The sequence below is a fragment of the Novosphingobium sp. BL-S-19 genome (genome assembly GCF_055521675.1).
This window is the reverse complement of the sequence record NZ_CM145497.1, coordinates 852,762-875,905: the sequence shown is the minus strand read 5'-3', so window position 1 is coordinate 875,905 and position 23,144 is coordinate 852,762. Positions and strand designations below refer to the sequence as shown.

The window sequence follows — 23,144 nt, the reverse complement described above, 5'->3', positions numbered from 1 at the left end:
CTCCGGCCCTAAACGCGCTCCGCATGGAGGACATAGCGCCAGGGCCCACGCCGCACCGCGTCGAAGGGCCAGCAGGTGACGAGATCCAGATGTTCGCCGCTGGCAAGTTCCGACACCGCATAGCCGTCCCAGCGCACTACGTCCGATCCGGTGACGCGATAACGGCGCTGCAGTCCGTCACGCGTCTGGACGGTAATCTCGTCCCCCTTGTGCAAATCGCGCAGGAAGCTGAAATGCGTGTCGCGGTGCGCGGCGACGACGGCGGTTCCGGGCTGGCCGAAAGTCGCTCCGCCCGGTAGCAGCGTAGGCCCGAAGGCCAGCGCTTGCCCCGATCCGCTGTCCAGCACCACCCGCGTCACGCCCAGCCGGGGTGCGGAAATCCGGGCCACGGGGGTCATGTCCGCCCAGGCCCAGGGCTTTTGCGGAGCATGGAGTGCAAGGCTGCGATCGAATGCCCGGTCCAACAAGACCTGCGCGACCATGGCCTTGGCGGGGACATAGAGCCCCCGCCCCACTTCCGCCACGCCCGCCAGGCACAACGCCGGGAGCAGGAGGACCAGAAGGCCGCGCCCGTGCGCGGCCTCCTTCACCTGAGCCAGCCGGATCATGCCGCCCTCCGGCGCAGCAGGATGGCAAGGCCCGCAAGGCCCGCCAGCAGCATCGCCAGCCCCTTGCCCACCAGACCGACGAAGCCCGTGGCGGTCTGCGGCAGTTCCAGCGCGTCGGCCTGCGTCGCGGCGAGGTCTCCGCCCGGCTGTGTCTGTACCGCGTCCTTGCCGAACAGCCTGTCGAAGTCCCAACCCGCAGGGAGGTTGATCGGCAATTCCTCCTTCGTCAGCCGCGCGCCGGCCGGGCGCGAGGGCGTCTCGTCCACCGCAACAAGGCTGGTACGGCTGGTGACGATGCCGTTTTCCATGCCGATCCGTTCCACTTCGGCATCGGCGGCATCGTCCTCCAGTTTGCCGAGCGCGCGATCCGCCTCGACATCGGTGATGCGCCGATGCGCCCAGAGCTTCTCGATCGCCGGGCTCGGCAGGGCCGAGGAAAGGTCCACGCGCCGCTCCCAATGCTTGCCGCCAATCGTGCCGCTGACTGTCAGCGTGCCGGCAAGGTGCTCGGTCCGCCCCACCAGCACCAGCGGCCGCCCGGCATAAACGTCCGGCAGACGCGAGGGCGTAAGGTCCAGCGAGCCACCCTCTACCCGCACCGACAGGTCACGCACCGCCGGATGGCTCAGCACATCGAGCAGCGGCATCATCTTCGCCGCCACTTCGCCCGGCGCGCCGACATGGGTGTAGACGCCGCCGCCGATGGTGGACATGCGCTCCATCAGATAGTCGTTCGGGGCAGAACCGATGCCGACCATGAAGACGTGGCTGCGCCCGGCATCGGCGCCGATCGCGGCCATCATCTCGCGCTCGTTGGAAATCTCGCCATCCGTCAGGAACACGATCTGGCGCAGCGCGTCCGCCTCTCCCCCCGTTCCAGCGTCCTCCAGCGCCGCCTTCAGCGCCGGCAGCATCTCGGTGCCGCCTTGCGCCTCCAGCGATCCGGCGAAGCGCTTCGCCAGCGCCACCTGATCGGGCGTGGCGGCCACGCTGTGTTCGAACAGGCGCGTCATCGTGTCGTCGAAGCGGATCACGTTGAAGTGGTCCTGCGGGCGCAAGGTGCCCAGCGCGTGGATCAGGCTGGCCTTCGCCTCATCCATCGAATCCCCGCCCATCGATCCGCTGTTGTCGATCACGAAGACCATCTCGCGCGGCGGCGGCGGCAGGTTGGAGAGGTCGGCCGGCGGCGTGACCGAGGCCATCACGTAATCGCCCTTTTCGGTGTGCTGGGCGAAGAGGCCCAGCGTCGGGTCGGCAGAGGCCGAGCGCCAGTCGAGCACGAAATCACGGTCGGCCGGCACGCTGGCATCGGCAAGATTGATCGTGCGATTATCGAGCGGACCGGTGATGCTGACCTTGTGGTAGCGGCTGATGAGGTTGGCCACTTCAAAACCGGGCGCAAGGTGGACCGAGATCGTCGTGGGATTGAGAGCAGTTCCAACCTTCGGATCCAGCACCGGCGCGGCCGTCACGGCATTGGCGTCGGCCACGGCCGCCTCCGAACCCAGCGTATGCGGCGGCGTATAGCGCGGCCCCACCACCAGCGGCAGGCGCAGCGAGAACGTGCCGTTCGCCTGCGAAACCGGGGCCTGATACTCGATGGAGATCAGCACCGTCTCGCCCGGGCCGACATTGGCGACCATGGTGGTGAACATGTTGGGCCGCTGCTGTTCGACCAGCCCTGCTTTGCGGCCGCTGGCCTTGGCCGCCTCGTAGGTCTCGCGCGCCTTTTCGCGCGGCTGGATGTGGCCGACGATCACGCGCTGGCCCACCACCATCTTCAGCGAATCCACCGCACCATCCTGCGGCAGCGGATAGAGGTACTGCGCCTCCATCCACTTGTCGGAGGTGTTGCGGAAGGCCTGCGTCACCCGCACGCGGGCGACCTGCCCGGTCACCGTCACATCCATGTCGGTGCCCAGCCGCACGGCCGGAAGGCTATTGGCGACGCCCTGCCCGGTCAGCATCAGCGTGCCTGCCGGCGGGCCATCGTCGGATGCGGCGGCATCGTCCGCATCGTCGGCGGCAACGGCGGCAGTGGTGTGAACGGCCAGCGCCACCGGGGCCGCCAGCGCGAGCATGGCGGCAGGGATCAGGGCGCGGCGGAAAGAGAGGAAGTGCGGCATGGAGAGGCTCCTTCGATAATCCGGAGCCCTCCCTCTATGCGCACGGCGGCCCGCACAGCCACGAGCAGTCTTGGCCAATTCCTGCCGCCGATGTGCGGGAAATACGTCAATGCGCACACGCCATTGACGGCGTGTGCGCATTTGTGCGGAAATAGGCAGCAATGACCATGACCGACCTTCCGGATTCCGCCCCGCCCTCCGCCGAAAGCGCGGAAACCGCACGCCTCGTGCGCGAAGAGATCGCACGCCGCCGCATGTCCCGGCAGGCGCTGGCGGACATGGCGCGTATCAGCCTGTCCACGCTGGAAAAGGCACTGGCGGGCAAGCGCCCCTTCACGCTGGCCACGCTGCTGCGGATCGAGGAAGCGCTGGGCGTCAGCCTGCGCCCCGATACGGCGCGGCCCGGCACCGTGCCCGCCCCGCAAGGCGGCGACGTGGCGAGCGAGGCGCTGGGCGCCTACGCACACTCAGCGGTGGCGTGGCTGGAAGGCCGCTACCTGACGCTACGCCCCAGCTTCGGCACGCCGGGCAGCCTGTTCGCCTATCTCATCACGATCCGCTGGGATGCGACCGGTGCTTGTCTGGCCTATGCCGAATCCGGCCGTTCGGATGGGCGTTTCGAACAGAGCGGCCACGTGTCGCTGCCCAACCTTTCCGGGCACATCTATCTCGTCACCAACGAACAGGGGCAGTACCGGCTTGCCATCCTTTCACGCCCGACGATCGACGGCGGGATGTTCGGCATCCTGACGACGCTGGAGGTCGGCAAAGGATCGCAGCTGGTCCCCGCGGCCACCCCGCTCGCCCTGCGCAAGCTGGCAGCGGGCGAGGATCCGATGCTGGGTCTGGTGACGCCGGACATGCCCGATTTCGCGGCTTATCGCGCGATGCTGGGCCGCGCAGTGGAGGAGGATTTCGCGCGCCTGCACGCGCTCTGCTGATCGAACCGGCGGCGGGCGATCAGCCCTTGCGCCAGTGCAGCAGCGCGATGGTCAACCAGGCGCCCACCGACAAGTGGGCACACCAGGCGACCGCGCCATAGCCGCCGCCGAACGCCATGGCGTCCACCCCGAAAGCCAGCGCCAGCAAGGCATATCCGGCAACCCGGATCGCATGGGCCTGACTCTTGGCCAGGGTGCGCCCGGCAAGGTCCCGCTGATGGCGGGACATCGACAGCGCCAGTGCGACGAAACCGCCAAGCGCCAACAGGATCGCAAGAATGTGGGTCATGCCCGCACCGCCCGGTCTCGCCCTGTCGCACCGTCGGTGCCCGCCTTGCGCGACCGCGCGGAAAGCTTTGCAGCGCCCAGCGCGAACAGGGCTGCCAGAGCCAGCATCACCAGATCGAACGAGATGAACAGCCAGTCGCCGCGCACAATGCTGATCGGCAGACCGCGGCTGGTGGTGAAGGCATTGACGACCGGCACGGCAGCATAGAGCACCGCCGCAAGCGTCAGCCCTTCAACCCAGGCACGCGCGGCAGGCCGCACCAATGCCCAAAGCAGGACCCCCAGCCAGACGGCGAACAACGTGTGGATTTCCCAATCCGGCCGATCCGCCAGGCCGCTGGGTATCAGCCGATTGGCCAGGAAATAGGCGGGAATCCCCGCGCCCAAACCGGCCACGACGGCGATATTGAGCCGTTCGACGAGCCGGAAACCAAAGTGCGGTCGCTGCGGATCGGGCAGCCGCTGGCGGCGCTTGACCGTCCATAGCACCAATCCGGTGCCCACCATCGCCGTGCCCGCCAGCCCGCTGAGGAAATAGAGCCATCGCAGGCCCATTTGCGCGAAACGCCCAGTGTGCAGGCCGATCATCACGCTTTCGGTCTCAAGCGCCGCGCCCTTGGGCAGGCTGCCGTTGAGTACGCGGCCGGTGGCCCCTTCGAAGGTCAGCACTTCGCCGCGCGATCCCATGGCCTCTCCCGGTCCGCGCGTCACCGCCACGGTCGCTTTCGCGTCACCGGGATTGTCGATCCGCACGTAGCCGACCTGGCGGCCACCCCACTGCGCGGAAGCGGCCCGCATCAGCGGCCCGATATCGACGAGCGGAGCCTTGGTGCCGCTACGCTCGGGCGCGGCGGCCTCTCCGAAGACTTGCGCCTGAAAGGTATCAGGCGATGCGTAGTTCGCCAGAATCCCCCAGGGCACGTACATCGTCATCAGCGTGACCAGCCCGGTGAAGGTGATCATCAGATGAAAGGGCAGCGCCAGCACGGCTGTCACATTGTGCGCGTCCAGCCAGGATCGCTGCCCCTTGCCGAAGCGCAGCATGAAGAAATCGGCAAAGATCTTCTTGTGCGTGATCACGCCGGAAAGGATCGCCGCCAGCATGAACATCGCCGCGATGCCGACCAGATAACGCGCCCAGAGCACCGGCATGTAGTGCAGGTCGAAATGGAAGCGATAGAGGAAATAGCCGCCGCGCGTCTCGCGCGCGGTAACCTCGTCACCGTTCTGATCGACCACGGCTTCGGTCTGCGCGGCGGCGCCGGTGCCGGGATACCAGAACAACTGCGTGGTCGCGCTGCGGCCGTTGGGCAGTGACAGATACCAGAAGCCGGCGTCGGGCGCCTTGCGCTCCAGATAGCGGATCGCCCCTTGCGCCGATTTGACGGGATCGGCATCGCCCACAACCTCTGGCTGCATCCAGCGCGTGATCTCGTCCTGGAAATAGGCAGAGGTGCCCGTGGCGAACATCGCGAACAGCAACCAGCCGAGCACGAGGCCGGACCAGGTGTGCACCAGCGCCATCGATTGCCGCAGGCTATCCTTCACAGCCGGCCCCCCGCTTGCAGGGAAAACCATAGCCAAATGGCCATGACGCCGCCCGAAACGGCCATCCACAGCCACACGCGCGCGATCGAGCGCATGCCGAACGCGATCAGCGCCACTGTGGCGAAGATGGCGAACGACAGCAGAGTACCCGCCACGCTCGCCTCCGCCGGCGCGACACCCATGCCATACGCCAGCCCGCGCGCGATGCAGGCCGTGGCCAGCGAAGACAGCGCATAGTTGGCCGGTATCGCCGCCAGCAGCCGGGCTGCTAGGTTCGTCCTGGTAATGCCGGTTGCAGAGGAAGCCATGGCGCCTGTCCTGCCTGTTACCGAGCGACGCGCGCCAAGCGCAGCACCGCCGCAAAATCAGCCGGACTCGGGCCGAATGGTTTGCCGGATGAAGTCGTTGTTTTCACGCTTAGACCACCTTCCGACATGCTATTGCGAGCCATTCGCACAAATTCGGCTGCTAGGCGTTGGCGGTGGTCGAGTCAATCGCCCGAAGCTTAAAACTGACGTGGAATAGCCATGCATCGCCGGAACGCCGGTGCGGAATGACGCCGCAGCCGAATGCGCCGTCCGGATGCAGGCTTGCGGGCCATGGTTACGAAGGCTAGGAGCCTGCCTGTCTGCCACCGCTCCAACGGCGGCGGGCAAGATCGCGCCGGTGCCCCGCAAGGGGCTTAATACGGGAACACGGTAAGAGCGGCCCGCCCGCTCGATTCCGGGGCTGTCCCTGCAACTGTAAGCGGTGAGCGCGATGCACATTCGCGGCGGGACGACGATTTCCGCCGCAGCCACTGGGTCGGACGCTAAATCATGCGGGGCCTGGGAAGGCCGTGCATCGCGTGATGACCCGCGAGCCAGGAGACCTGCCGGCGCGATGTCGCTCTTGCCGTGGCCCAGGGAATGGCCAAGGCACGGTAACTCTTCCGTCTGAGCGACGTGATGCATGCGGCCGGGGCCGCAACGGCATGCCACGTCGGGCGCGCGCGCCTGTCCGTCGTCGCAGGCCAGGCGTCGCGTTTCGGCCATCCGGACGCGGCGAGACGCTCCGCCCGTTTCCGAGTTACCGGCGCGCGGGAGAAGACCGTTGAGCAAAGTTCCCACCACCGTCATCACCGGCTTCCTTGGCGCCGGCAAGACCACGCTGATCCGCCACCTGCTGCAGAACGCCAAGGGCCGCCGCCTCGCCCTCATCATCAACGAGTTCGGCGATGTCGGCGTCGACGGCGAACTGGTGAAGGGCTGCAACGACGAAGCCTGCCCGGAAGACGATATCGTCGAACTGGCCAACGGCTGCATCTGCTGCACCGTCGCCGACGATTTCCTGCCGACCATGCAGAAGCTGCTCGACCGCGAGAACAAGCCCGATCACATCATCATCGAAACCAGCGGCCTTGCCCTGCCCAAGCCGTTGGTGAAGGCCTTCCAGTGGCCCGACATCCGCACCCGCGCCACGGTTGACGGCGTGGTCGCGCTGATCGACGCCGATGCCGTCGCGGCCGGCCGCTTTGCCACCGACGAGGCGGCACTGGCAGCGGCCCGCGCGGCGGATCCGATGCTGGACCACGAAAGCCCGCTGGAAGAACTGTTCGAGGAACAGCTGGGCTGCGCCGACATGGTGGTACTCAACAAGACCGACCTCGTCGACGCCGATGCGCTCGCCCATGTCGAGACGCTGGTGCTGGCCGAAACGCGCCCCGGCGTGAAGATCGTGCGCGCCGATCACGGCGCCGTCGACATCGCGGCGCTGCTGGGCATCACCGCCGCGGCCGAGGACGATCTCGATTCCCGCCCCTCGCACATCGACGGGCTGGACGAGGATCACGACCATGACGACTTCGATAGTTTCGTCGTCTCTGGTGGCGATGTGGTCGATCTCGACGCGCTTCTCGCCCGTTTGAACGACCTTATCGCAGAGCACGACATTCTGCGCGTGAAGGGCATGGTCGCCGTCGGCGGCAAGCCCAGCCGCCTTGTCGTGCAGGCCGTCGGCCCGCGCATCCAGCACTTCTACGACCGCGCCTGGCTGCCGCAGGAAGCGCGCCGCACGCAGCTGGTCGTCATCGGTCAGAAGGGGCTGGACCGCGCTGCCATCGAGGCGGGGCTGGCGGACGTTCTCGACGTCGTGAACGCCTGATGCACCTGCTGTCCGCCACGCCGGGGACGATCTCCAACGGCGAGGAGGCGATCGACCTCGACCAGTCTCCCGGCGACATGGTGATCCTCACCGTGGCGGACAGCGAACTCGCCTGCTTCGCGGGCGCGGCGGCGCGCATGCCCGAAGGCGCACCCAGCATTCGCCTCGCCAACCTGCTGCAACTGCGCCACCCCTATTCGATCGACCTCTATGTCGAAAAGGTGATCGCCAAGGCCAAATTCGTCTGCGTGATCCTGCTCGGCGGCAAGAGCTACTGGGGCTACGGCATCGACGAAATCGCCCGCGTCGCGCGCGAGAACGGCATTGCCTTCGCCGCCATTGCCGACGGGCGGGAGGCCGATCCCGCACTCGACCGCGCCTCCACCCTGCCCGCCGAACTGCGCGAGCGGATGCGTGACTATCTGCGGCAGGGCGGCACGGCCAATGCGCTGTCGTTCCTGCGCACCGCCGCCCGGACCATCGGCCATGACGCGGGCGAGCCGGACGATCCGGTGCCGGTGGCCGACGCCGGGCTCTATCTTGCGGGCACCGAGCGCGCCGGGCTTGCCGAAGTGCAGGCAGGCTGGACCGAGGGCCGCCCGCTAGCATTGCTGGTGTTCTACCGCGCACTGATGATCGCGGGCACGCTGGACGCCGTGGACGCCATGATCGCGGCACTTCAGGAGCGCGGCTTCAACGTCGCTGCCGTCCACGTCCGCGCCTTGCGGGAGCCTTTCGCAGTAGACTGGCTGGGCGGATTGCTGGGCGAGGTCGCGCCCGATGTGATCGTCAATGCCACCAGCTTCGCCTCCTCCTCCGCAGGCGATGACCGCAGGCCGGGCATTCTGGAGAAGGCCGATTGCCCGATCCTGCAAGTCGCCTTCGCGGGCGTCGAGGAAAGCGAGTGGCAAGGCGCCGCGCGCGGCCTTGGCCCGCGCGATCTCGCCATGAATGTGGCGCTGCCCGAAGTGGACGGCCGCCTGTTCACGCGCGCCGTCGCCTTCAAGGCCGCCGAACGCTTCGACGAAGTGACCCAGTGCGGCATCGTCGTCCCGCGCGTCGCGCCGGACCGGGTGGCGTTCGTCGCCGATCTCGCCGCCAACTGGGCGAGCCTGCGCCGCACGCCGTCTGCTGAGCGCCGCGTCGCGCTGGTGCTGGCGAACTACCCCAACCGTGATGGACGCATCGGCAATGGCGTCGGCCTCGATACCCCCGCCAGCACCGCCGCGATCATCGCCGCGCTGGACGAGGCGGGTTACGACACCCGCGAAGCATCGAAGGACGGCGCCGCGCTGATGCGCGTGATGACCGGCGGGGTGACCAACGACCTGACATCACTGGGCCGGCCCGGCGAAGTTTCGCTGCCGCTGTCGGTCTACGAAGCCGCCTCCGCAGCGGTGCCCGACAGCGCGCGCAAGGCCATGGTCGAACGCTGGGGCGAGCCATCCGCCGATCCCTTCGTGCGGGACGGCGCATTCCGCCTGCCGGTCCACCGCTTCGGCAAGCTAGCCGTCGCCGTGCAGCCCGCGCGCGGCTACAATATCGATCCCAAGGCCAGCTATCACGACCCGGCCCTGCCCCCGCCGCACGCCTATCTCGCCTTCCACGTCTGGCTGGCGCAGGACTTCGGCGCGCAGGCGGTGGTCCATGTCGGCAAGCACGGCAATCTGGAATGGTTGCCCGGCAAAGCCATCTCGCTCTCGCGCGAGTGTTTCCCGGAGATCTGCGCCGGGCCGCTGCCGCAACTCTACCCCTTCATCGTCAACGACCCCGGCGAAGGCACGCAGGCCAAGCGCCGCATCGGCGCCGTGGTCGTCGACCACCTCACCCCGCCGCTGACCCGTGCCGAGACTTACGGCCCGCTCAAGCAGCTTGAGGCGCTGGTGGACGAATACTACCTCGCCGCCGGAATGGACCCGCGCCGTCTCGACCGGCTGCGAAGGGACATTCTCGATCTGGCGCGCAGCCACGGCCTCGACCGCGATGCCGGGGCCAGCGGTGATGACGACGATGCCCTTTCGGCCATCGACAACTACCTCTGCGAGTTGAAGGAATTGCAGATCCGCGATGGTCTGCATGTCTTCACCCAGTCGCCCGAAGGCCGCTTGCGGCGTGACCTGCTAGTGGCGCTGGCCCGCACGCCGCGTGGCTATGACCATGCCGGACAGGCCTCGCTGCTGCGGGCGATGGCGGAGGACTTCGGTCTGGACTTCGACCCGCTCGACTGCCGGATGGGCGATCGCTGGAATGGCGTCCGGCCGGAACCGCTCGGGGCGGTATCCGATGAACCATGGCGCACCCACGGCGACACCGTCGAACGGCTCGAATTGCTGGCAGCGGAATGGGTTAGCGAAACAACCCAACTTCCGCTCGTCCTGAGCTTGTCGAAGGACCACAGCACAGCGCCAGCATCCTTCGACAAGCTCAGGATGAGCGGAGCGGGGGACAGGACGCTGGCCGTTCTCGACGCCATCCGCACCGACCTCGCCCCCCGCATCGATCTGTGCGGCCCGCGCGAGGCCGAAGCCTTGCTGGCCGGACTCGACGGGCGCTTCGTGCTACCCGGCCCCTCCGGCGCCCCCACGCGCGGACGGCCTGATGTACTTCCCACGGGGCGCAACTTCTACTCGGTCGACACCCGCGCCGTGCCCACTGCCGTTGCCTGGGAACTCGGCCGCAAGTCCGCCGATCTACTGGTGGAGGACTACCTCCAGCGCGAGGGCGAGTATCCCAAGGCCGTGGCCCTTTCCGCATGGGGCACCGCCAACATGCGCACCGGCGGCGACGACATCGCGCAGGCCCTCGCGCTGATGGGCGTGCGCCCGCGTTGGGACTGGACTTCGGGCCGCGTGGTCGGCTTCGAGGTGATGACCGTGGCCGAACTCGGCCGCCCGCGCGTGGACGTGACCTTACGCGTCTCCGGTTTCTTCCGCGATGCCTTCCCCGAACAGATCGACCTGATCGACAGCGCCGCACGCGCAGTAATGGCGCTCAACGAACCGTTGGGTGACAACCCCGCTGCCGAGCGCCACCGCGTGGAAATCGCCAAATTGGTCGAAGATGGCGAGGCCGAAGCGCAGGCCACCCACCGCGCCGGTTCGCGCGTGTTCGGCTCTAAACCTGGTGCCTACGGCGCCGGGCTTCAGGCCATGATCGACGAGAAAATCTGGCACGAGCGTGGCGATCTGGCCAATGTCTATCTCGACTGGGGCAGCTACGCCTATGGCGGCGGGGTGGAGGGCGATGCCGAGCGCGGACTCTTCGCCGCACGCCTCGCCTCGGTCGATGCCGTGGTCCAGAACCAGGACAACCGCGAGCACGACCTGCTCGACAGCGACGATTACTATCAGTTCGAAGGCGGCATCGCCGCTGCCGTCGAGCACCTGAAGGGCCGCGCCCCGATCAGCTATCACAACGATCACAGTCGCCCTGAGCGCCCGGTGGTCCGCACGCTGGAGGACGAGATCGGCCGCATCGTACGCGGGCGCGTCACCAATCCCAAGTGGATCGCCGGCGTCATGCGCCACGGCTACAAGGGCGCGTTCGAGATCGCCGCCTCAGTCGACTACCTCTTTGCCTTCGCCGCCACGACCCATGCGGTGAAGGACCACCATTTCGACGCCGTCCACGCCGCGTTTATCGAAGACGAAGCGGTGCGCGGCTTCATGGCGGAGGCCAATCCCGCCGCCTTGCGCGAAACCGCCGCGCGCCTTGCCGAGGCGCTGGAGCGCGGGCTTTGGAAACCCCGATCGAACAGTGCGGGCCTGACGCTCGCGGCCCTTTCAGGAGCATGACCATGGTGCAGCGTAGCGACGAACAGCACGCCGAGAAGATGAAGAAGAAGCAGGCCGCGCATGACAAGATCATGGCCGGAAAGACGGTCGAAAAGGGCCTGCTGATCGTCCACACCGGCAAGGGCAAGGGCAAGACCACCGCCGCGCTGGGCATGGTGGTGCGCGCCATCGGCCACGGCAAGAAAGTGGGCGTCGTCCAGTTCGTGAAGGGCGCGATGACCACCGGCGAGAAGGTCGTCTTCGATGCTTTCCCCGATCAGGTCGAATTCAAGCCGATGGGCGAAGGCTTCACCTGGAACACGCAGGACCGTGCCCGCGACATCGAACTCTCGCGCGAGGCGTGGGAGGAAGTGAAGCGCATGGTTGCCGATCCGGCCTATGACATGGTCTTGGCGGACGAACTCAACATCGTGCTGCGTTACGATTACCTGCCGCTCGACGAAGTGCTGGAAGTGCTGACCGCGCGCGGCGAGATGAAGCATGTGCTCGTCACCGGCCGTAATGCCCCGGATGCGCTGATGGAAGCTGCTGACCTCGTCACCGAAATGACGCTGGTGAAGCACCCGTTCCGCTCCGGCGTGAAGGCGCAGGCGGGCATCGAATTCTAGGCATGGCGCCGCAGTTCGGTCCCGAATTCCAGCACGAACTGGCAGAACTGCTGGCATGGCGCCGCGACGTGCGCCATTTCCGCAGCGATCCGCTGGGTGAAGAGGTCGTGGCCGAACTGCTGGCCACGGCCCAACTCGCGCCCTCGGTGGGCAATTCGCAGCCGTGGCGCTTCGTGCGCGTGCGCTCGGGCGAACTGCGCGAGGCGCTGGCCGTTCATGCCGATCTGGAAGTCGCCCGCGCGGGGGAAGCGATGTCCGAAGACCGGCAAACGACCTACTCCGCGCTGCAGCTTCACGGAATGCGCGAAGCGCCCGAAGTCATCGCGGTGTTCTGCGACGATGCCACGCCCATCGGCGGCGGCCTTGGCGCGGCGACGATGCCGGAAACGCGCGGCTATTCGGTGGTTCTGGCAATCCATACGCTCTGGCTGGCCGCCCGGGCGCGCGGATTGGGGCTCGGCTGGGTTTCGGTGGTGAAGCCGGACTATGTCGCCAAGCTGCTGGACGTGCCGCAGGATTGGCGCCTGATCGGCTTGCTCTGCCTTGGCCGCCCGCTGGGGCCCGATGTGGTTCCCGAACTCGAACGGCGCGGCTGGCAGGCCCGGCTGGACTGGCGCGTCAATGTCAGCGAGCGCTGACCTGCTGCGCCAGCGACCTTGCGGCCTTGACGTAGGCCGGCCCGCCGCAGACCGTCCAGGCCTGCGGAATGGCCACGCGCGGAATGTCCGCCAGGATCGGGTGCTGCATCATCTCCGTGCCCTGATCGGCCACTTTCAGCGTGGCGCTGTCCACCACGATGAAGTCGGGGTGGGCCATGGCCATTTCCTCAAGGCTCATCTGCGAAAGCGAGGGTTTGCCCAGCTTTCCGGCCAGATTGACAAGGCCCACACGGGTCATCAGGTCATCCACCAGCGTGCCCGTGCCGGTCAGGTACCCGCGCCGCTGGTAATAGGCGGCCACGCGGCCATGGCCAACGCTGCGCAGGCCCGCCAGATCCGCATTCATCCGCGCGATCATCGCCTCCCCGCGCTCCGGATGGCCGACGGCGCGGGCAACGTCGCGGATCGAGGCAAGGATGCTGGCGTAATCATGCGCGGACTTGAGATCGAGCGAGGGGTAATGCTGCCCCTTCAACACCGCGATGGCGGGATTGCGACGCGCGGGCATGCCGATCACAAGGTCGGGATCGGCCGCCAGCACTTCCTCCGCGGCGCCGCCGAAGACCGGCAGGCCCCGCGCCGCTGCCGCGACGTCCGACATGTTCGGATCGGTGGCATAGCGGGTCAGCCCGGCGATCTGGTCCCGGTCCGCCAGCGCGACGATCAGCTGGTCCGCGCAGAGGTTGAGCGAGACGATCCGATGCGGGCGCGCGCCGCTGGAATTGGGCGTCGAGCCGGCCGCCTGCGCCGGACGGGTGGCCGCGCTTTCCACCGCCATGCCGGGCAGCACCGCAAGGGCGATGCAGGCGGCAAGACGCAGACGATGATGTATTTTCCCAAAGCCCATGGCATGGGCTCCATACCAACACGGACCCGGGACACAAGCGTGACGGGTAGCCGATCCAATGCGAGGTTTTCGTGCCGTCGTTCAACAGTTCACTTCCATCCCGCCATTCGGCGCTGATCCCGGCGCTTGCCTGCGCTGCGATCGCGATCGCGATCGCCTCTCTGGCGCTGGGGCCGGTATCGCTGGCGCCCGGCCGCATTCTGGCAGCGCTGACCGGCGACGGTGACCACGTTGCCCGGGCGATCCTGTTGCAACTGCGGCTGCCCCGCACGCTGATCGGCCTGATGGTCGGCGCGATCCTTGGCCTGTCCGGCGCGGTGCTGCAGGGCTATCTGCGCAATCCGCTGGCGGAACCTTCGGTGCTGGGCGCATCCAATGCCGCCGCGCTGGGGGCGGTGATCGCGCTCTATTTCGGGCTTTCCGAATGGCACACCGCGATCCTGCCGCTGATGGCCATCATCGCGGCCATCGGCGCGATCGGCCTGCTGTTCGCGCTTGCGGGCCGGTCCGAAAGCCCGCTGAGCCTGATCCTTGCCGGTATCGCCGTGGCGACGCTGGCCGGCGCCGGCATCAGTCTGGCGCTGAACCTCTCGCCCAATCCCTTCGCGGCGATGGAGATCATGTCCTGGCTGCTGGGTTCGATCGAGAACCGGGCGATGGAGCACGTGTGGATCGCGCTGCCCTGCGTGCTGATCGGCGGCGCGCTGCTGCTGGCCGATCCGCGCGCGCTGGATGCCCTGTCGCTGGGTGAGGACGGCGCCCGCTCGCTGGGCGTGGACCTGCGCCGCACGCGCCGCCGATTGATGTTGGGCCTTGCCATCGGCGTGGGCGGTGCGGTGGCAGTTTCCGGCGCCATCGGCTTCGTGGGCCTGATCGTGCCGCATCTGATCCGCCCGCTCACCGATCGCAGCCCCTCCGCCCTGCTGGTCCCCTCCCTGCTGGGCGGTGCCGTGCTGCTGACCGGCGCGGATATTCTCGTGCGCCTGATCCCCACCGACGCCGAGCTGAAACTGGGCGTGGTCACCGCGTTCCTGGGGGTTCCGGTCTTCCTTGTCCACCTGCTGCGGGAGCGCCGCCTGTGGTGATGATCGCTATCGAGGATCTTGCCGTCCGCCTTGGCAAACAGGAGGTCCTGCACGGGATCGACGCGCGATTGGAACCGGCCACGCTGGTCGGAGTGATCGGCCCCAATGGCGCCGGCAAATCGACGCTGGCGCGCGCGATGCTAGGTCTGGTGCCCCCGCATCGTGGCACGGTGACGCTGGACGGGCAGGACTTTTCCGCGCTCCCCGCGCGAGAGCGGGCCCGCCGGATCGCCTATCTGCCGCAGGGCCAGACGCTGCACTGGCCGTTGACGGTGGAGCGACTGGTTTCGCTGGGCCGGCTGCCGCATCTCGGCCCGATGTCGCGAATTTCCGCAGAGGATCAGGCCGCGATCGACGACGCCATGGACCGCGCCGACGTGCGCCAGCTGGCCGCGCGGGACGCAACCCAGCTTTCCGGCGGCGAACGCGCCCGCGCCTTACTGGCACGCGCGCTGGCAGTGGGGGCGGAGGCGCTGGTGGTGGATGAGCCGCTGGCCTCGCTCGATCCCGGTCACCAGATCGATGTCATGGAAATGCTGTCGCGGGAGGCGAAAGGCGGGGCGCTGGTGCTGGCCGTGCTGCACGACCTCAATCTCGCCGCGCGGTACTGTCACCGCCTGCTGGTGATCGACGAGGGACGGCTGGTGGCCGATGGCTCGCCGGCCGAAGTGCTGTCTGAGGAACTGTTGCGGACTGTCTACGGCGTCACCGGCTTCAGCCGCATGTTGGACGATGCGCCGCTGATCGTGCCGCTGGCGCGCTGTCCGAAGCGATAACGGCGGTTCAGTGCGTGCGGCGGCGACGCAGCGCGCGGTCGGCAAGCATGCCGAGGGCGGCCATCGTGCCGCCCGTAAGGCCGGCGGTGCCGATGGCGACGATCACGGGCTGCGCCATGTCCGCGAAAGGACGGGCGCGGTCGTTGAAAGCTTCGATCATCCGGGTCATGGCGCTTCTCCTGCTGGTGCGCCGGAGAGGCCGGCTGCGTTGCAGTGGGAATGCGCCTTTATCGCTTTCCGAAACAGCCGGATAAACTTGCGGCAACTGTTCGAATAAATTGAAAAGCCGTCACGGCAGTCGCAAATCCGCCTCCAGAAAGTCTAGGAAAGCCCTGATGCGGGAGGCCAGCCTCCGGTGCCCCACATAAAGGGCGTGGATGTCTTCCCCATCCCCCGGATTGTATTCGGCCAGCACTTCCACCAGCCGCCCCGCCGCCAGATCGGCGGCGACGTGAAACCGGCCCAGGCGCGCGATGCCGCCGCCCGCCACGGCCATCATCCGCACGACTTCGCCCGAATTGCCCAGGAATGCGCTTTCCACGGCGCGCTGGTGGAGCGCGCCGTCGATCCGGAACGGCCAGGTGTCCATCGATCGGCGAAAACTGAATTGCAGGCAGGCATGGCGGGCCAGATCGCGCGGATGGGCCGGGGTTCCGCGCGAGGCAAGATAGGCGGGGCTGGCCACCAACGCCATGGCGCTGCGCCCCAGTTTCTTCGCCTTCAGCCCGGTATCCCGCAGCGGCCCGATGCGGATGGCGATGTCCGCCCGCGATTCCACCAGATCGACCAGTTCGTCCGACAGCGCCAGATTGACCTGCACCAACGGATAGCGCCCGGTAAAGCGCGGCAGGATCGGCAACAGACATTGCGTGCCGAAGGGGACTGAACTGTTGATCCGCAAGGGCCCGCTCGGCATGTCCTGCGCGCCGCCAAGATCGCGCTCCACATCGTCGACTTCGGCGATCAGCCCGGCCACGCGGTCGCGGTAGACTTCCCCTTCCGCCGTCAGCGAGAGCGCACGGGTAGTGCGCGCGATCAGTTGCACGCCCACGCGCGCCTCCAGCCGGGCGAGCGCGCGGCTGACCGCAGACGGCGTCAGCCGCAGCGCGCGGGCGGCTCCGGCCAGACTGCCGCTTTGCGCCACCGCCAGAAAGATCTGCATTTCGCCAAAGCGGTTGTCCATCGCGTCACTCGTGATTTTGATGCAATTCTGAGATGCCTTGATCCGCTCTAATCATCAATCCCCGATCCGCCTATCTTGCGACTGTTCCAACCTCTCCCCCCGAAGGAATTCTCGCATGGATCTGAAATTGAACGGCAAGACTGCCCTCGTCACCGGCTCCACCGCCGGTATCGGCCTTGCCATTGCCGAACGACTGGCCGCCGAAGGCGTCGATGTGATCATCTCCGGCCGCAATCAGGAAAAGCTGGACGCCGCCGCCGCGAAAGTGGCCGCCCTTGCCGCCAACGGCGGAAAAGTGCGCGCCGTGCTGGCCGATCCGGCCACGGCGGAAGGCGCCGAAGCCCTGATCGCCGCCGCGCCGGAGGTCGATATCCTGGTCAACAACCTGGGCATCTACGAGGCCAAGCCCTTTACCGAGATCACCGATGCCGACTGGCACCACTTCTTCGAAGTCAACGTGGTCAGCGGCGCGCGCCTTGCCCGTCATTACTTCCCGAAGATGCTGGAGAAGAACTGGGGCCGCGTGATCTTCATCGCCAGCGAAAGCGCGCTGGTGATCCCCGGTGAGATGATCCACTACGGCATGACCAAGACCGCCCAGCTTGCCATTGCGCGCGGCCTTGCCGAACAGACGCGCGGCACCGGCGTCACGGTCAATTCGGTATTGCCCGGGCCCACGCGTTCGGAAGGGATCGTGGAGTTCATCCGCTCCGTCGTCGACAACAAGGACGCGCCCGAGGCCGAGCGTGAGGCGGAATTTTTCGCCAAGCTGCGCCCGCTCTCGCTGATCCGCCGCCTGATCGAAGCGGACGAGATCGCTGCGCAAGTCGCCCTGCTGGCCAGCCCGCTGGGCGCGATCACCAATGGCGCGGCGATCCGCGTCGAAGGCGGCATCGTCCCGACCATCGCCTGACCTGCCGGAGACCCGGTGCGCAGCGGCGTGCCGGGTCTCCCGTCAATATCCCGGTTGCCGATGTTGAAATATAGTATACGATAACCCGGTCACACTGTCGGGGTATCTCAGCCATCATCGAAGGCGCGCGCGTTTCGTACCCATGCGGGTGACGGACCGACAGCGCCGATCGGACGGGAATCCCGGCAAAAGCCGAGGTATCGCTTCCGATGAAATCCCCCCCGCGTCGCTCCCGTCTTGCCGCCATGCTGCTGGCCTGCACCGCCGTGCTGTTGCCGATCGCTGCCACGGCCGCGCCGGGCGAGGCGGAGATCGCGCGGTCGGCTTCGCTCCGCGCGGACTGGCAATACCTGACGCGCGAGATCGCCTGGCCCGCAACCTGGACGCCGGACGGCAACGCCTTCTCCTATCGCAAGACGGTCGAGGGCGGCTTTGCATTCGAGACGTACGACCTGAAAACGCAGGCCAAGTTGGCGGCGTTCGACCAGCAGCGGCTTGCCAAGGCGCTGGGCGAGGCCATGGGCAAGGCCATCGATCCGCTGCGCCTGCCGTTCGAGCAGTTCTCCTATGCCGGTGACCGCCAGACGATCGCCTTCGAGATCGACTATGCGGGCTGGACCTGCACGCTGACCGACTATCGCTGCACCGCGCAGAGCGATCCCCGTCGCCCGCGCGGCTTCGGCGTGGTGCGCGATCTCTCGGTGCCTGCCGACAATCACCCGCGCCCCTCGCCCGACGGCAAGTGGGAAGCCTTGGTGGAGGACAACAATCTTGTCGTCCGTCCTGCGGGTTCGAAGGACCTGACACGCCTCAGCAGCGACGGCACCGAAGGCAATTTCTACGATCCCGAAACCATCGAGTGGTCGCCCGACAGCCGCCATGTGATGATCTACCGCGTGCGCCCCGGCTATGCCCGCCACGTCCTGCGCGTCGAGGCAGCGCCCGATGGCCAGCTTCAGCCCGCGCTGCGCAGCCAGCTCTACCCCAAGCCCGGCGATGCGGTCGATCAGGAACAGCCCGTGCTGTTCGACGTGGCAAATCGGCGGCAAACGGTCGTCGGTCCCGCGCTGTTCCCCAATCCCTACCAGCTTTCGCAGGCCCGCTGGCGCGCAGACGGCAAGAGCGTCGAGTTCGATTACGACAAGCGCGGCTTCGGGCAGGCGCGGATCATTGCCGTCGATGCCGAGACCGGCGTCGCCCATGCCGCCGTTACCGAAGATGCCAAGACCTTCTTCTACGCCGACCGCCGCTTCGCGCATGACGTGAACGGGCTTGGGGGCGAAATCGTCTGGGCCTCCGAGCGCGATGGCTGGAACCATCTCTACCTGATGGACGGCAAGACCGGGAAAGTGAAGAACCGCATCACCACCGGCGCGTGGGTCGTGCGCGAAGTGGTCAAGGTGGACGACAAGAAGCGCCAAATCTGGTTCGCCGCCAGCGGCATGAACGCGGGGGAAGACCCGTATTTCCGCCACTACTACCGCATCGATTTCGACGGTCGGAACCTCACCCCGCTGACGCCCGAGCGCGCCGATCACACCGCTCGCTTCTCGCCCGACATGCAGTTCTACGTCGATACCTATTCGCGCGTGGACATGCCGACCGTCGGCGAACTCCACCGCAGCAGCGACGGCGCCGTGGTGGCGACGATCACCAAGGGCGATATCAGCCGGCTTACTGCTGCCGGTTTCCACGCCCCCGAAGTGTTCACGGCGAAGGCCCGCGACGGCAAGAGCGATATCTGGGGCCTTGTCGTGCGCCCGCACGACTACGATCCGGCGAAGAAGTACCCGGTGATCGAGAACATCTACGCCGGCCCGCACGACAGTTTCGTGCCCAAGACCTTCTGGCCCTTCGGCTACCACTCGGGCGGCGACAAGGTGATCGGCATGCAGGCGCTGGCCGACCTTGGCTTCATCGTCGTGCAGATCGACGGCATGGGCACGGCCAACCGTTCGAAGGCATTTCAGGACGTGGCCTGGAAGAACCTGCAGGACTCGGGCTTCCCCGATCGCATCCTGTGGCACAAGGCCATGGCCGCCAAGGATCCGTCCTACGACATCAGCCGCGTCGGCATCTACGGCGCCTCGGCAGGCGGGCAATCGACGCTCAACGCGCTGCTGTTCCATGGCGATTTCTACAAGGCCGGCGTCGCCATGGCGGGTTGTTACGACAACCGCATGGACAAGATCAGCTGGAACGAACAGTGGCTCGGTTGGCCGGTGGACAAGAGCTATGCCGATGCCTCTGGCGTGGACAATGCCGCGAAGCTGCAGGGCAAGCTGTTCCTGATCGTGGGTGAGCAGGACAGCAATGTCGATCCTGCCTCCACCATGCGGGTGGTGAACGCGCTGGTGAATGCGAACAAGGATTTCGACCTCCTTGTCGTGCCCGGCGGCGAGCACACCGTGGGCCGCTCTACCGGCCCGATCGACTACGTGACGCGCCGACTTTCCACCTTCTTCGTCCGCAGCCTTCAGGGTCAGTGATCATGCGATATCTTCTTCAGGGCTGCGCCATCGGCAGCCTCGCACTTGGCCTTTCGCTGGCTCCGGCTTATGCCGAAACCACGCCCCAAAACACGCCGGCGGAATGGGAACAGCCCGAGGTCATCCGCCAGGGCGCGGAGCCCATGCACACGACTTTCGATGGCTTCGAAACCCGCGCCGGCGCGCTTTCGCGTGACGTGACGAAGTCCCGCTATCACCTCTCGCTCGATGGCGACTGGAAGTTCCACCTCTCGCCCAATCCCGAGGCGCGCCCGGCCGATTTCTACAAGCCCGGCTTCGACGTGAGCGGGTGGGAGACGATGAAGGTTCCCGGCATCCTTCAGGCCGAAGGGCACGGCCGCCCGGTCTTCGTCGGCAGCGGCTATCCGTTCCCGCGCAACCAGCCGTGGATCGAGCATGACCTCAACGAAGTCGGCTCCTACCGCCGTGAGTTCACCGTTCCGGCCAATTGGTCGGGCCGCAAGCTGCTGCTGACGGTCGGCGCGGCGGGCGCGGCCTATTACATCTGGGTCAACGGCCAGCGCGTCGGCTATTCGGAGGATTCCAAGCTTCCCGCCGAATTCGACGTGACGCGCTATGCCCATGCGGGCACGAACACCGTTGCCATCGAACTCTATCGCTTTGCGGATGGCAGCTATCTGGAAGATCAGGACTTCTGGCGCGTCAACGGCATCGAGCGCAGCGTCACGCTCTACGCGGCCCCTGCCACGCATATCCGCGACCTCACCGTCGATGCGGGGCTGGAGAACGACTACCGCGACGGCAAGCTGGACCTGAAGGTCGATCTTTCCGGCCAACCCGCCGCCGTGCGCGTGCGGGCGACCGTGCTGGACGGGCAGCGCGCGGTTTTGACACGCGAAGGCGCTGCGAACGGCGGCACGGTTTCGCTGAACGGTACCCTTCCCGCCGTGCGCACATGGTCGGCCGAGGATCCGCAGCTCTACACGCTGCTGGTCGAACTGCTCGATGCCAACGGCAAGCTGGTGGAGGCAACCAGCCGCCGCATCGGCTTCCGCACGGTGGAGATCGCCGGCGGCGAAGTGCGCGTGAACGGCAAGCGGGTGATGATCCGCGGCGTCAACCGCCACGAGCACGATCCCAAGACCTTCCACGTCGTTTCCGAAGCGACGATGCGCCGCGACATCGAACTGATGAAAGCGGCCAACGTCAACGCCGTGCGCACATCGCACTATCCCAACGATCCGCGCTGGTACGATCTGGCCGACGAATATGGCCTCTACGTCATGGACGAGGCCAATATCGAGAGCCACGGCTATCTCAGCCTCTCGCAGGAACACGGCAACGATCCCAAGTACCTGCTGGCCAACGATCCCAAGTGGCAGGCCGCGCATCTCGACCGCGTGGAGCGCATGGTGCAGCGCGATCGCAATCACCCCTCGATCATCTTCTGGTCGCTCGGCAACGAAAGCGGCGTCGGCGCGAATTTCGAGGCGGCGGGCAAATGGGTGCGCGCGAACGATCCCACCCGCCTGATCAACTTCCTCGGCTGGAGCATGAGCAACTGGCGGCACCCGACCAACAGCTACGTCGATATCTTCGCGCCGATGTATGACGACGTGCCAAAGCTGATCGACTACGCCAAGGATCCGAACTTCACCCAGCCGCTGATCCTGTGCGAATACGCGCATTCGATGGGCAACAGCCTGGGCGATCTCCAGGGCTATTGGGATACGATGCGCGCCTATCCCAAGCTGCAGGGCGGCTTCATCTGGGACTGGGTGGACCAGACCATGGAGCTGCAGGACAAGCAGGGTCGCACTTACTGGGGGCAGGGCCTCGACTACGATCCCGATCCCAAGGCGCCCGGCGTCCACGGCGACGACAGCCCGGTGGGTGACGGCGTGATCCAGTCGGACCGCACGCCCGATCCCGAATACTACGAACTCGCCAAGGTGCAGGCGCCGATCGCCTTTACCCATGACGCCAGCGGCTACCGCGTGATCAACCGCCACGACCATATCGACCTCTCGCGCTTCACGCTCGACTGGACGGTGATGGAGAACGGCAAGGATGTCGCTAGCGGTACATTGGCGACACCTGACGTGACACCGGGAGCCTCTGCCCCGCTCACCGTGCCGATCCCGGCGGCGAAGAACCCCTCAGCCGAACGAATCCTGGTCCTGCGAGCCCGTGCCAAGGCCGGAGCGGTGCCGACCCAGCCCGCCGGGCATGTCGTCGGCTGGGAGCAGTTCGAACTTTCCGCCCCCGCCGTACTGCCGGTTGCGGCCGGCACCGTCGCGCCCAGCGAAACCGCCTCGACCCTTCGCCTCGCCAGTGGCGATGCGGTGTTGGAGATCGACAAGGCGACCGGCCTCGTCACCCGTTACGAGCGCGGTGGCAAACTGCTGCTGACCGGCGGCGCGCCGAACTTCTGGCGCTCACCCACCGATAATGACGTCGGCTCGGGCGTGCCCAAGAGCCATGCGATGTGGCAGTATTTCTCGGAGCATCGCCGCGTCGAGGGCATCGAGCGGGACGGCAATGCCATCGTCGTCCACCACGACATGGGCGTCGGCTCGGTGAAGACCGAGACGCGCTGGACGATGGCCGCCGATGGGTCGGTGGGCGTCACCGTCCATTTCGAGCCGCTGCGCGATACCCTGCCCGATCCGCTGCGCGTGGGGCTGGCTTTCGAGACGCCTGCCATGCTCGACCATGTTCGCTGGTTTGGGCGCGGGCCGCAGGAGACTTATGCCGATCGCAAGACCGGCGGCCTGATCGCCCAGTGGCAGGGCACCGTGGCCGAGCAGTTCCACGACTACGCAAGGCCGCAGGAATCGGGCAACAAGACCGATGTGCGCTGGATCGAACTGACGGGTGCCAAAACCGGCTTCCGCGTCACCGGCGCGCAGCCGCTTTCGGTCAATGCGCTGGCGTTCCCTTATGCCGATCTGGCGATGAAGCCGCCATCGCAGGCGCATAGCTCTGACATTCGCCCGCACGGAAACGGCACGCTGCTGATCGATGCCGCGCAGGCGGGCGTGGGCGGCGATACCGGCTGGAACCTCGATGGTCGGGCGCACATGCCTTATCGCATCGCGCTGAAGCCGCTGACCTATTCGTTCACCATCGGCGCACCCTGACACGAAAAAGGG

At 66.8% G+C, this 23,144-nt stretch carries 18 protein-coding genes and 1 riboswitch; of the genes, 10 read left to right on the top strand and 8 right to left on the bottom strand.

Features of this window, described 5'->3' with window-relative positions:
- Positions 1 to 8: 8 nt before the first annotated feature.
- On the bottom strand, positions 9 to 608 hold the full coding sequence (locus ACZ1JV_RS03835; protein WP_465149660.1) for a class GN sortase: 600 nt from the start codon (positions 606 to 608) through the stop codon (positions 9 to 11).
- Positions 605 to 2,734: a marine proteobacterial sortase target protein gene (locus ACZ1JV_RS03830; RefSeq protein WP_465149659.1), complete on the bottom strand. Its 2,130-nt coding sequence runs from the start codon at positions 2,732 to 2,734 to the stop codon at positions 605 to 607. The genes ACZ1JV_RS03835 and ACZ1JV_RS03830 overlap by 4 nt, the downstream gene beginning before the upstream one ends.
- A gap of 161 nt (positions 2,735 to 2,895) precedes the next feature.
- On the opposite strand from ACZ1JV_RS03830, the gene ACZ1JV_RS03825 reads away from it, so the two are divergent.
- On the top strand, positions 2,896 to 3,675 hold the full coding sequence (locus ACZ1JV_RS03825) for a helix-turn-helix domain-containing protein (RefSeq protein WP_465149658.1): 780 nt from the start codon (positions 2,896 to 2,898) through the stop codon (positions 3,673 to 3,675).
- 19 nt (positions 3,676 to 3,694) lie between these two features.
- On the opposite strand, the gene ACZ1JV_RS03820 is transcribed toward ACZ1JV_RS03825, so the two are convergent.
- From ACZ1JV_RS03820 to ACZ1JV_RS03810, 3 genes are read right to left on the bottom strand one after another with little or no spacing between them, the layout of a single operon-like run.
- A complete protein-coding gene (locus tag ACZ1JV_RS03820) occupies positions 3,695 to 3,964 on the bottom strand; it encodes a DUF3325 domain-containing protein (RefSeq protein ID WP_465149657.1) in 270 nt (89 codons plus the stop codon).
- Positions 3,961 to 5,511, bottom strand: a complete 1,551-nt coding sequence (locus ACZ1JV_RS03815; RefSeq protein WP_465149656.1) for a PepSY-associated TM helix domain-containing protein — start codon at positions 5,509 to 5,511, stop codon at positions 3,961 to 3,963. The genes ACZ1JV_RS03820 and ACZ1JV_RS03815 overlap by 4 nt, the downstream gene beginning before the upstream one ends.
- Entirely contained in the window at positions 5,508 to 5,819 is a 312-nt protein-coding gene (locus tag ACZ1JV_RS03810) for a hypothetical protein (protein ID WP_465149655.1), read from the bottom strand. The genes ACZ1JV_RS03815 and ACZ1JV_RS03810 overlap by 4 nt, the downstream gene beginning before the upstream one ends.
- Positions 5,820 to 6,158: 339 nt before the next feature.
- Positions 6,159 to 6,404, top strand: a riboswitch (cobalamin riboswitch).
- Between the two features lie 199 nt (positions 6,405 to 6,603).
- Between ACZ1JV_RS03810 and cobW the strand changes: the two genes are divergently transcribed.
- The 4 genes from cobW to bluB are packed head-to-tail and all read left to right on the top strand — an operon-like array spanning position 6,604 to position 12,693.
- On the top strand, positions 6,604 to 7,653 hold the full coding sequence (gene cobW / locus ACZ1JV_RS03805; RefSeq protein ID WP_465149654.1) for a cobalamin biosynthesis protein CobW: 1,050 nt from the start codon (positions 6,604 to 6,606) through the stop codon (positions 7,651 to 7,653).
- Positions 7,653 to 11,447 carry a cobaltochelatase subunit CobN gene (cobN, locus tag ACZ1JV_RS03800; RefSeq protein WP_465149653.1) on the top strand — a complete coding sequence of 1,265 codons (3,795 nt, stop codon included), beginning with the start codon at positions 7,653 to 7,655 and terminating at the stop codon, positions 11,445 to 11,447. The genes cobW and cobN overlap by 1 nt, the downstream gene beginning before the upstream one ends.
- Before the next feature lie 2 nt (positions 11,448 to 11,449).
- A complete protein-coding gene (gene cobO, locus ACZ1JV_RS03795; protein WP_465149652.1) occupies positions 11,450 to 12,055 on the top strand; it encodes a cob(I)yrinic acid a,c-diamide adenosyltransferase in 606 nt (201 codons plus the stop codon).
- Positions 12,056 to 12,057: 2 nt separating this feature from the next.
- Positions 12,058 to 12,693, top strand: coding sequence for a 5,6-dimethylbenzimidazole synthase (bluB, locus tag ACZ1JV_RS03790; RefSeq protein ID WP_465149651.1), 636 nt, complete (start codon positions 12,058 to 12,060; stop codon positions 12,691 to 12,693).
- Here bluB and ACZ1JV_RS03785 read toward each other — a convergent pair.
- Entirely contained in the window at positions 12,680 to 13,561 is an 882-nt protein-coding gene (locus ACZ1JV_RS03785; RefSeq protein WP_465149650.1) for an ABC transporter substrate-binding protein, read from the bottom strand. The genes bluB and ACZ1JV_RS03785 overlap by 14 nt on opposite strands.
- Positions 13,562 to 13,632: 71 nt before the next feature.
- Here ACZ1JV_RS03785 and ACZ1JV_RS03780 point away from each other — a divergent pair, with 71 nt between their 5' ends.
- The gene (locus ACZ1JV_RS03780) at positions 13,633 to 14,646 is read left to right on the top strand and encodes a FecCD family ABC transporter permease (protein ID WP_465149649.1); all 1,014 of its coding nucleotides are present in this window, start codon (positions 13,633 to 13,635) and stop codon (positions 14,644 to 14,646) included.
- A complete protein-coding gene (locus ACZ1JV_RS03775; protein ID WP_465149648.1) occupies positions 14,640 to 15,422 on the top strand; it encodes an ABC transporter ATP-binding protein in 783 nt (260 codons plus the stop codon). Before ACZ1JV_RS03780 ends, ACZ1JV_RS03775 begins: the two co-directional genes overlap by 7 nt.
- Before the next feature lie 7 nt (positions 15,423 to 15,429).
- Here ACZ1JV_RS03775 and ACZ1JV_RS03770 read toward each other — a convergent pair whose 3' ends face one another.
- Both ACZ1JV_RS03770 and ACZ1JV_RS03765 read right to left on the bottom strand, forming a co-directional pair.
- Positions 15,430 to 15,591, bottom strand: a complete 162-nt coding sequence (locus ACZ1JV_RS03770; protein WP_465149647.1) for a hypothetical protein — start codon at positions 15,589 to 15,591, stop codon at positions 15,430 to 15,432.
- A gap of 120 nt (positions 15,592 to 15,711) precedes the next feature.
- Positions 15,712 to 16,605 carry a LysR family transcriptional regulator gene (locus tag ACZ1JV_RS03765; protein WP_465149646.1) on the bottom strand — a complete coding sequence of 298 codons (894 nt, stop codon included), beginning with the start codon at positions 16,603 to 16,605 and terminating at the stop codon, positions 15,712 to 15,714.
- Between the two features lie 115 nt (positions 16,606 to 16,720).
- Here ACZ1JV_RS03765 and ACZ1JV_RS03760 point away from each other — a divergent pair, with 115 nt between their 5' ends.
- The 3 genes from ACZ1JV_RS03760 (at position 16,721) to ACZ1JV_RS03750 (ending at position 23,132) form a co-directional block, all read left to right on the top strand.
- Complete coding sequence (locus tag ACZ1JV_RS03760) at positions 16,721 to 17,518, top strand: SDR family NAD(P)-dependent oxidoreductase (protein WP_465149645.1); 798 nt, start codon at positions 16,721 to 16,723, stop codon at positions 17,516 to 17,518.
- A 209-nt stretch (positions 17,519 to 17,727) separates the two neighbouring features.
- Entirely contained in the window at positions 17,728 to 20,007 is a 2,280-nt protein-coding gene (locus ACZ1JV_RS03755) for a S9 family peptidase (protein ID WP_465149644.1), read from the top strand.
- Positions 20,008 to 20,009: 2 nt separating this feature from the next.
- A complete protein-coding gene (locus ACZ1JV_RS03750) occupies positions 20,010 to 23,132 on the top strand; it encodes a glycoside hydrolase family 2 TIM barrel-domain containing protein (RefSeq protein ID WP_465149643.1) in 3,123 nt (1,040 codons plus the stop codon).
- Positions 23,133 to 23,144: the final 12 nt, after the last annotated feature.

Coding starts and splice junctions, on each gene's coding strand:
- ACZ1JV_RS03765 (WP_465149646.1), bottom strand. CDS start 16,605: ATGGACAACCGCTTTGGCGAAATGCAGATCTTTCTGGCGGTGGCGCAA.
- ACZ1JV_RS03750 (WP_465149643.1), top strand. CDS start 20,010: ATGCGATATCTTCTTCAGGGCTGCGCCATCGGCAGCCTCGCACTTGGC.
- ACZ1JV_RS03835 (WP_465149660.1), bottom strand. CDS start 608: ATGATCCGGCTGGCTCAGGTGAAGGAGGCCGCGCACGGGCGCGGCCTT.
- ACZ1JV_RS03830 (WP_465149659.1), bottom strand. CDS start 2,734: ATGCCGCACTTCCTCTCTTTCCGCCGCGCCCTGATCCCTGCCGCCATG.
- ACZ1JV_RS03820 (WP_465149657.1), bottom strand. CDS start 3,964: ATGACCCACATTCTTGCGATCCTGTTGGCGCTTGGCGGTTTCGTCGCA.
- ACZ1JV_RS03760 (WP_465149645.1), top strand. CDS start 16,721: ATGGATCTGAAATTGAACGGCAAGACTGCCCTCGTCACCGGCTCCACC.
- ACZ1JV_RS03755 (WP_465149644.1), top strand. CDS start 17,728: ATGAAATCCCCCCCGCGTCGCTCCCGTCTTGCCGCCATGCTGCTGGCC.
- cobO (WP_465149652.1), top strand. CDS start 11,450: ATGGTGCAGCGTAGCGACGAACAGCACGCCGAGAAGATGAAGAAGAAG.
- ACZ1JV_RS03770 (WP_465149647.1), bottom strand. CDS start 15,591: ATGACCCGGATGATCGAAGCTTTCAACGACCGCGCCCGTCCTTTCGCG.
- ACZ1JV_RS03810 (WP_465149655.1), bottom strand. CDS start 5,819: ATGGCTTCCTCTGCAACCGGCATTACCAGGACGAACCTAGCAGCCCGG.
- ACZ1JV_RS03825 (WP_465149658.1), top strand. CDS start 2,896: ATGACCATGACCGACCTTCCGGATTCCGCCCCGCCCTCCGCCGAAAGC.
- ACZ1JV_RS03785 (WP_465149650.1), bottom strand. CDS start 13,561: ATGGGCTTTGGGAAAATACATCATCGTCTGCGTCTTGCCGCCTGCATC.
- cobN (WP_465149653.1), top strand. CDS start 7,653: ATGCACCTGCTGTCCGCCACGCCGGGGACGATCTCCAACGGCGAGGAG.
- bluB (WP_465149651.1), top strand. CDS start 12,058: ATGGCGCCGCAGTTCGGTCCCGAATTCCAGCACGAACTGGCAGAACTG.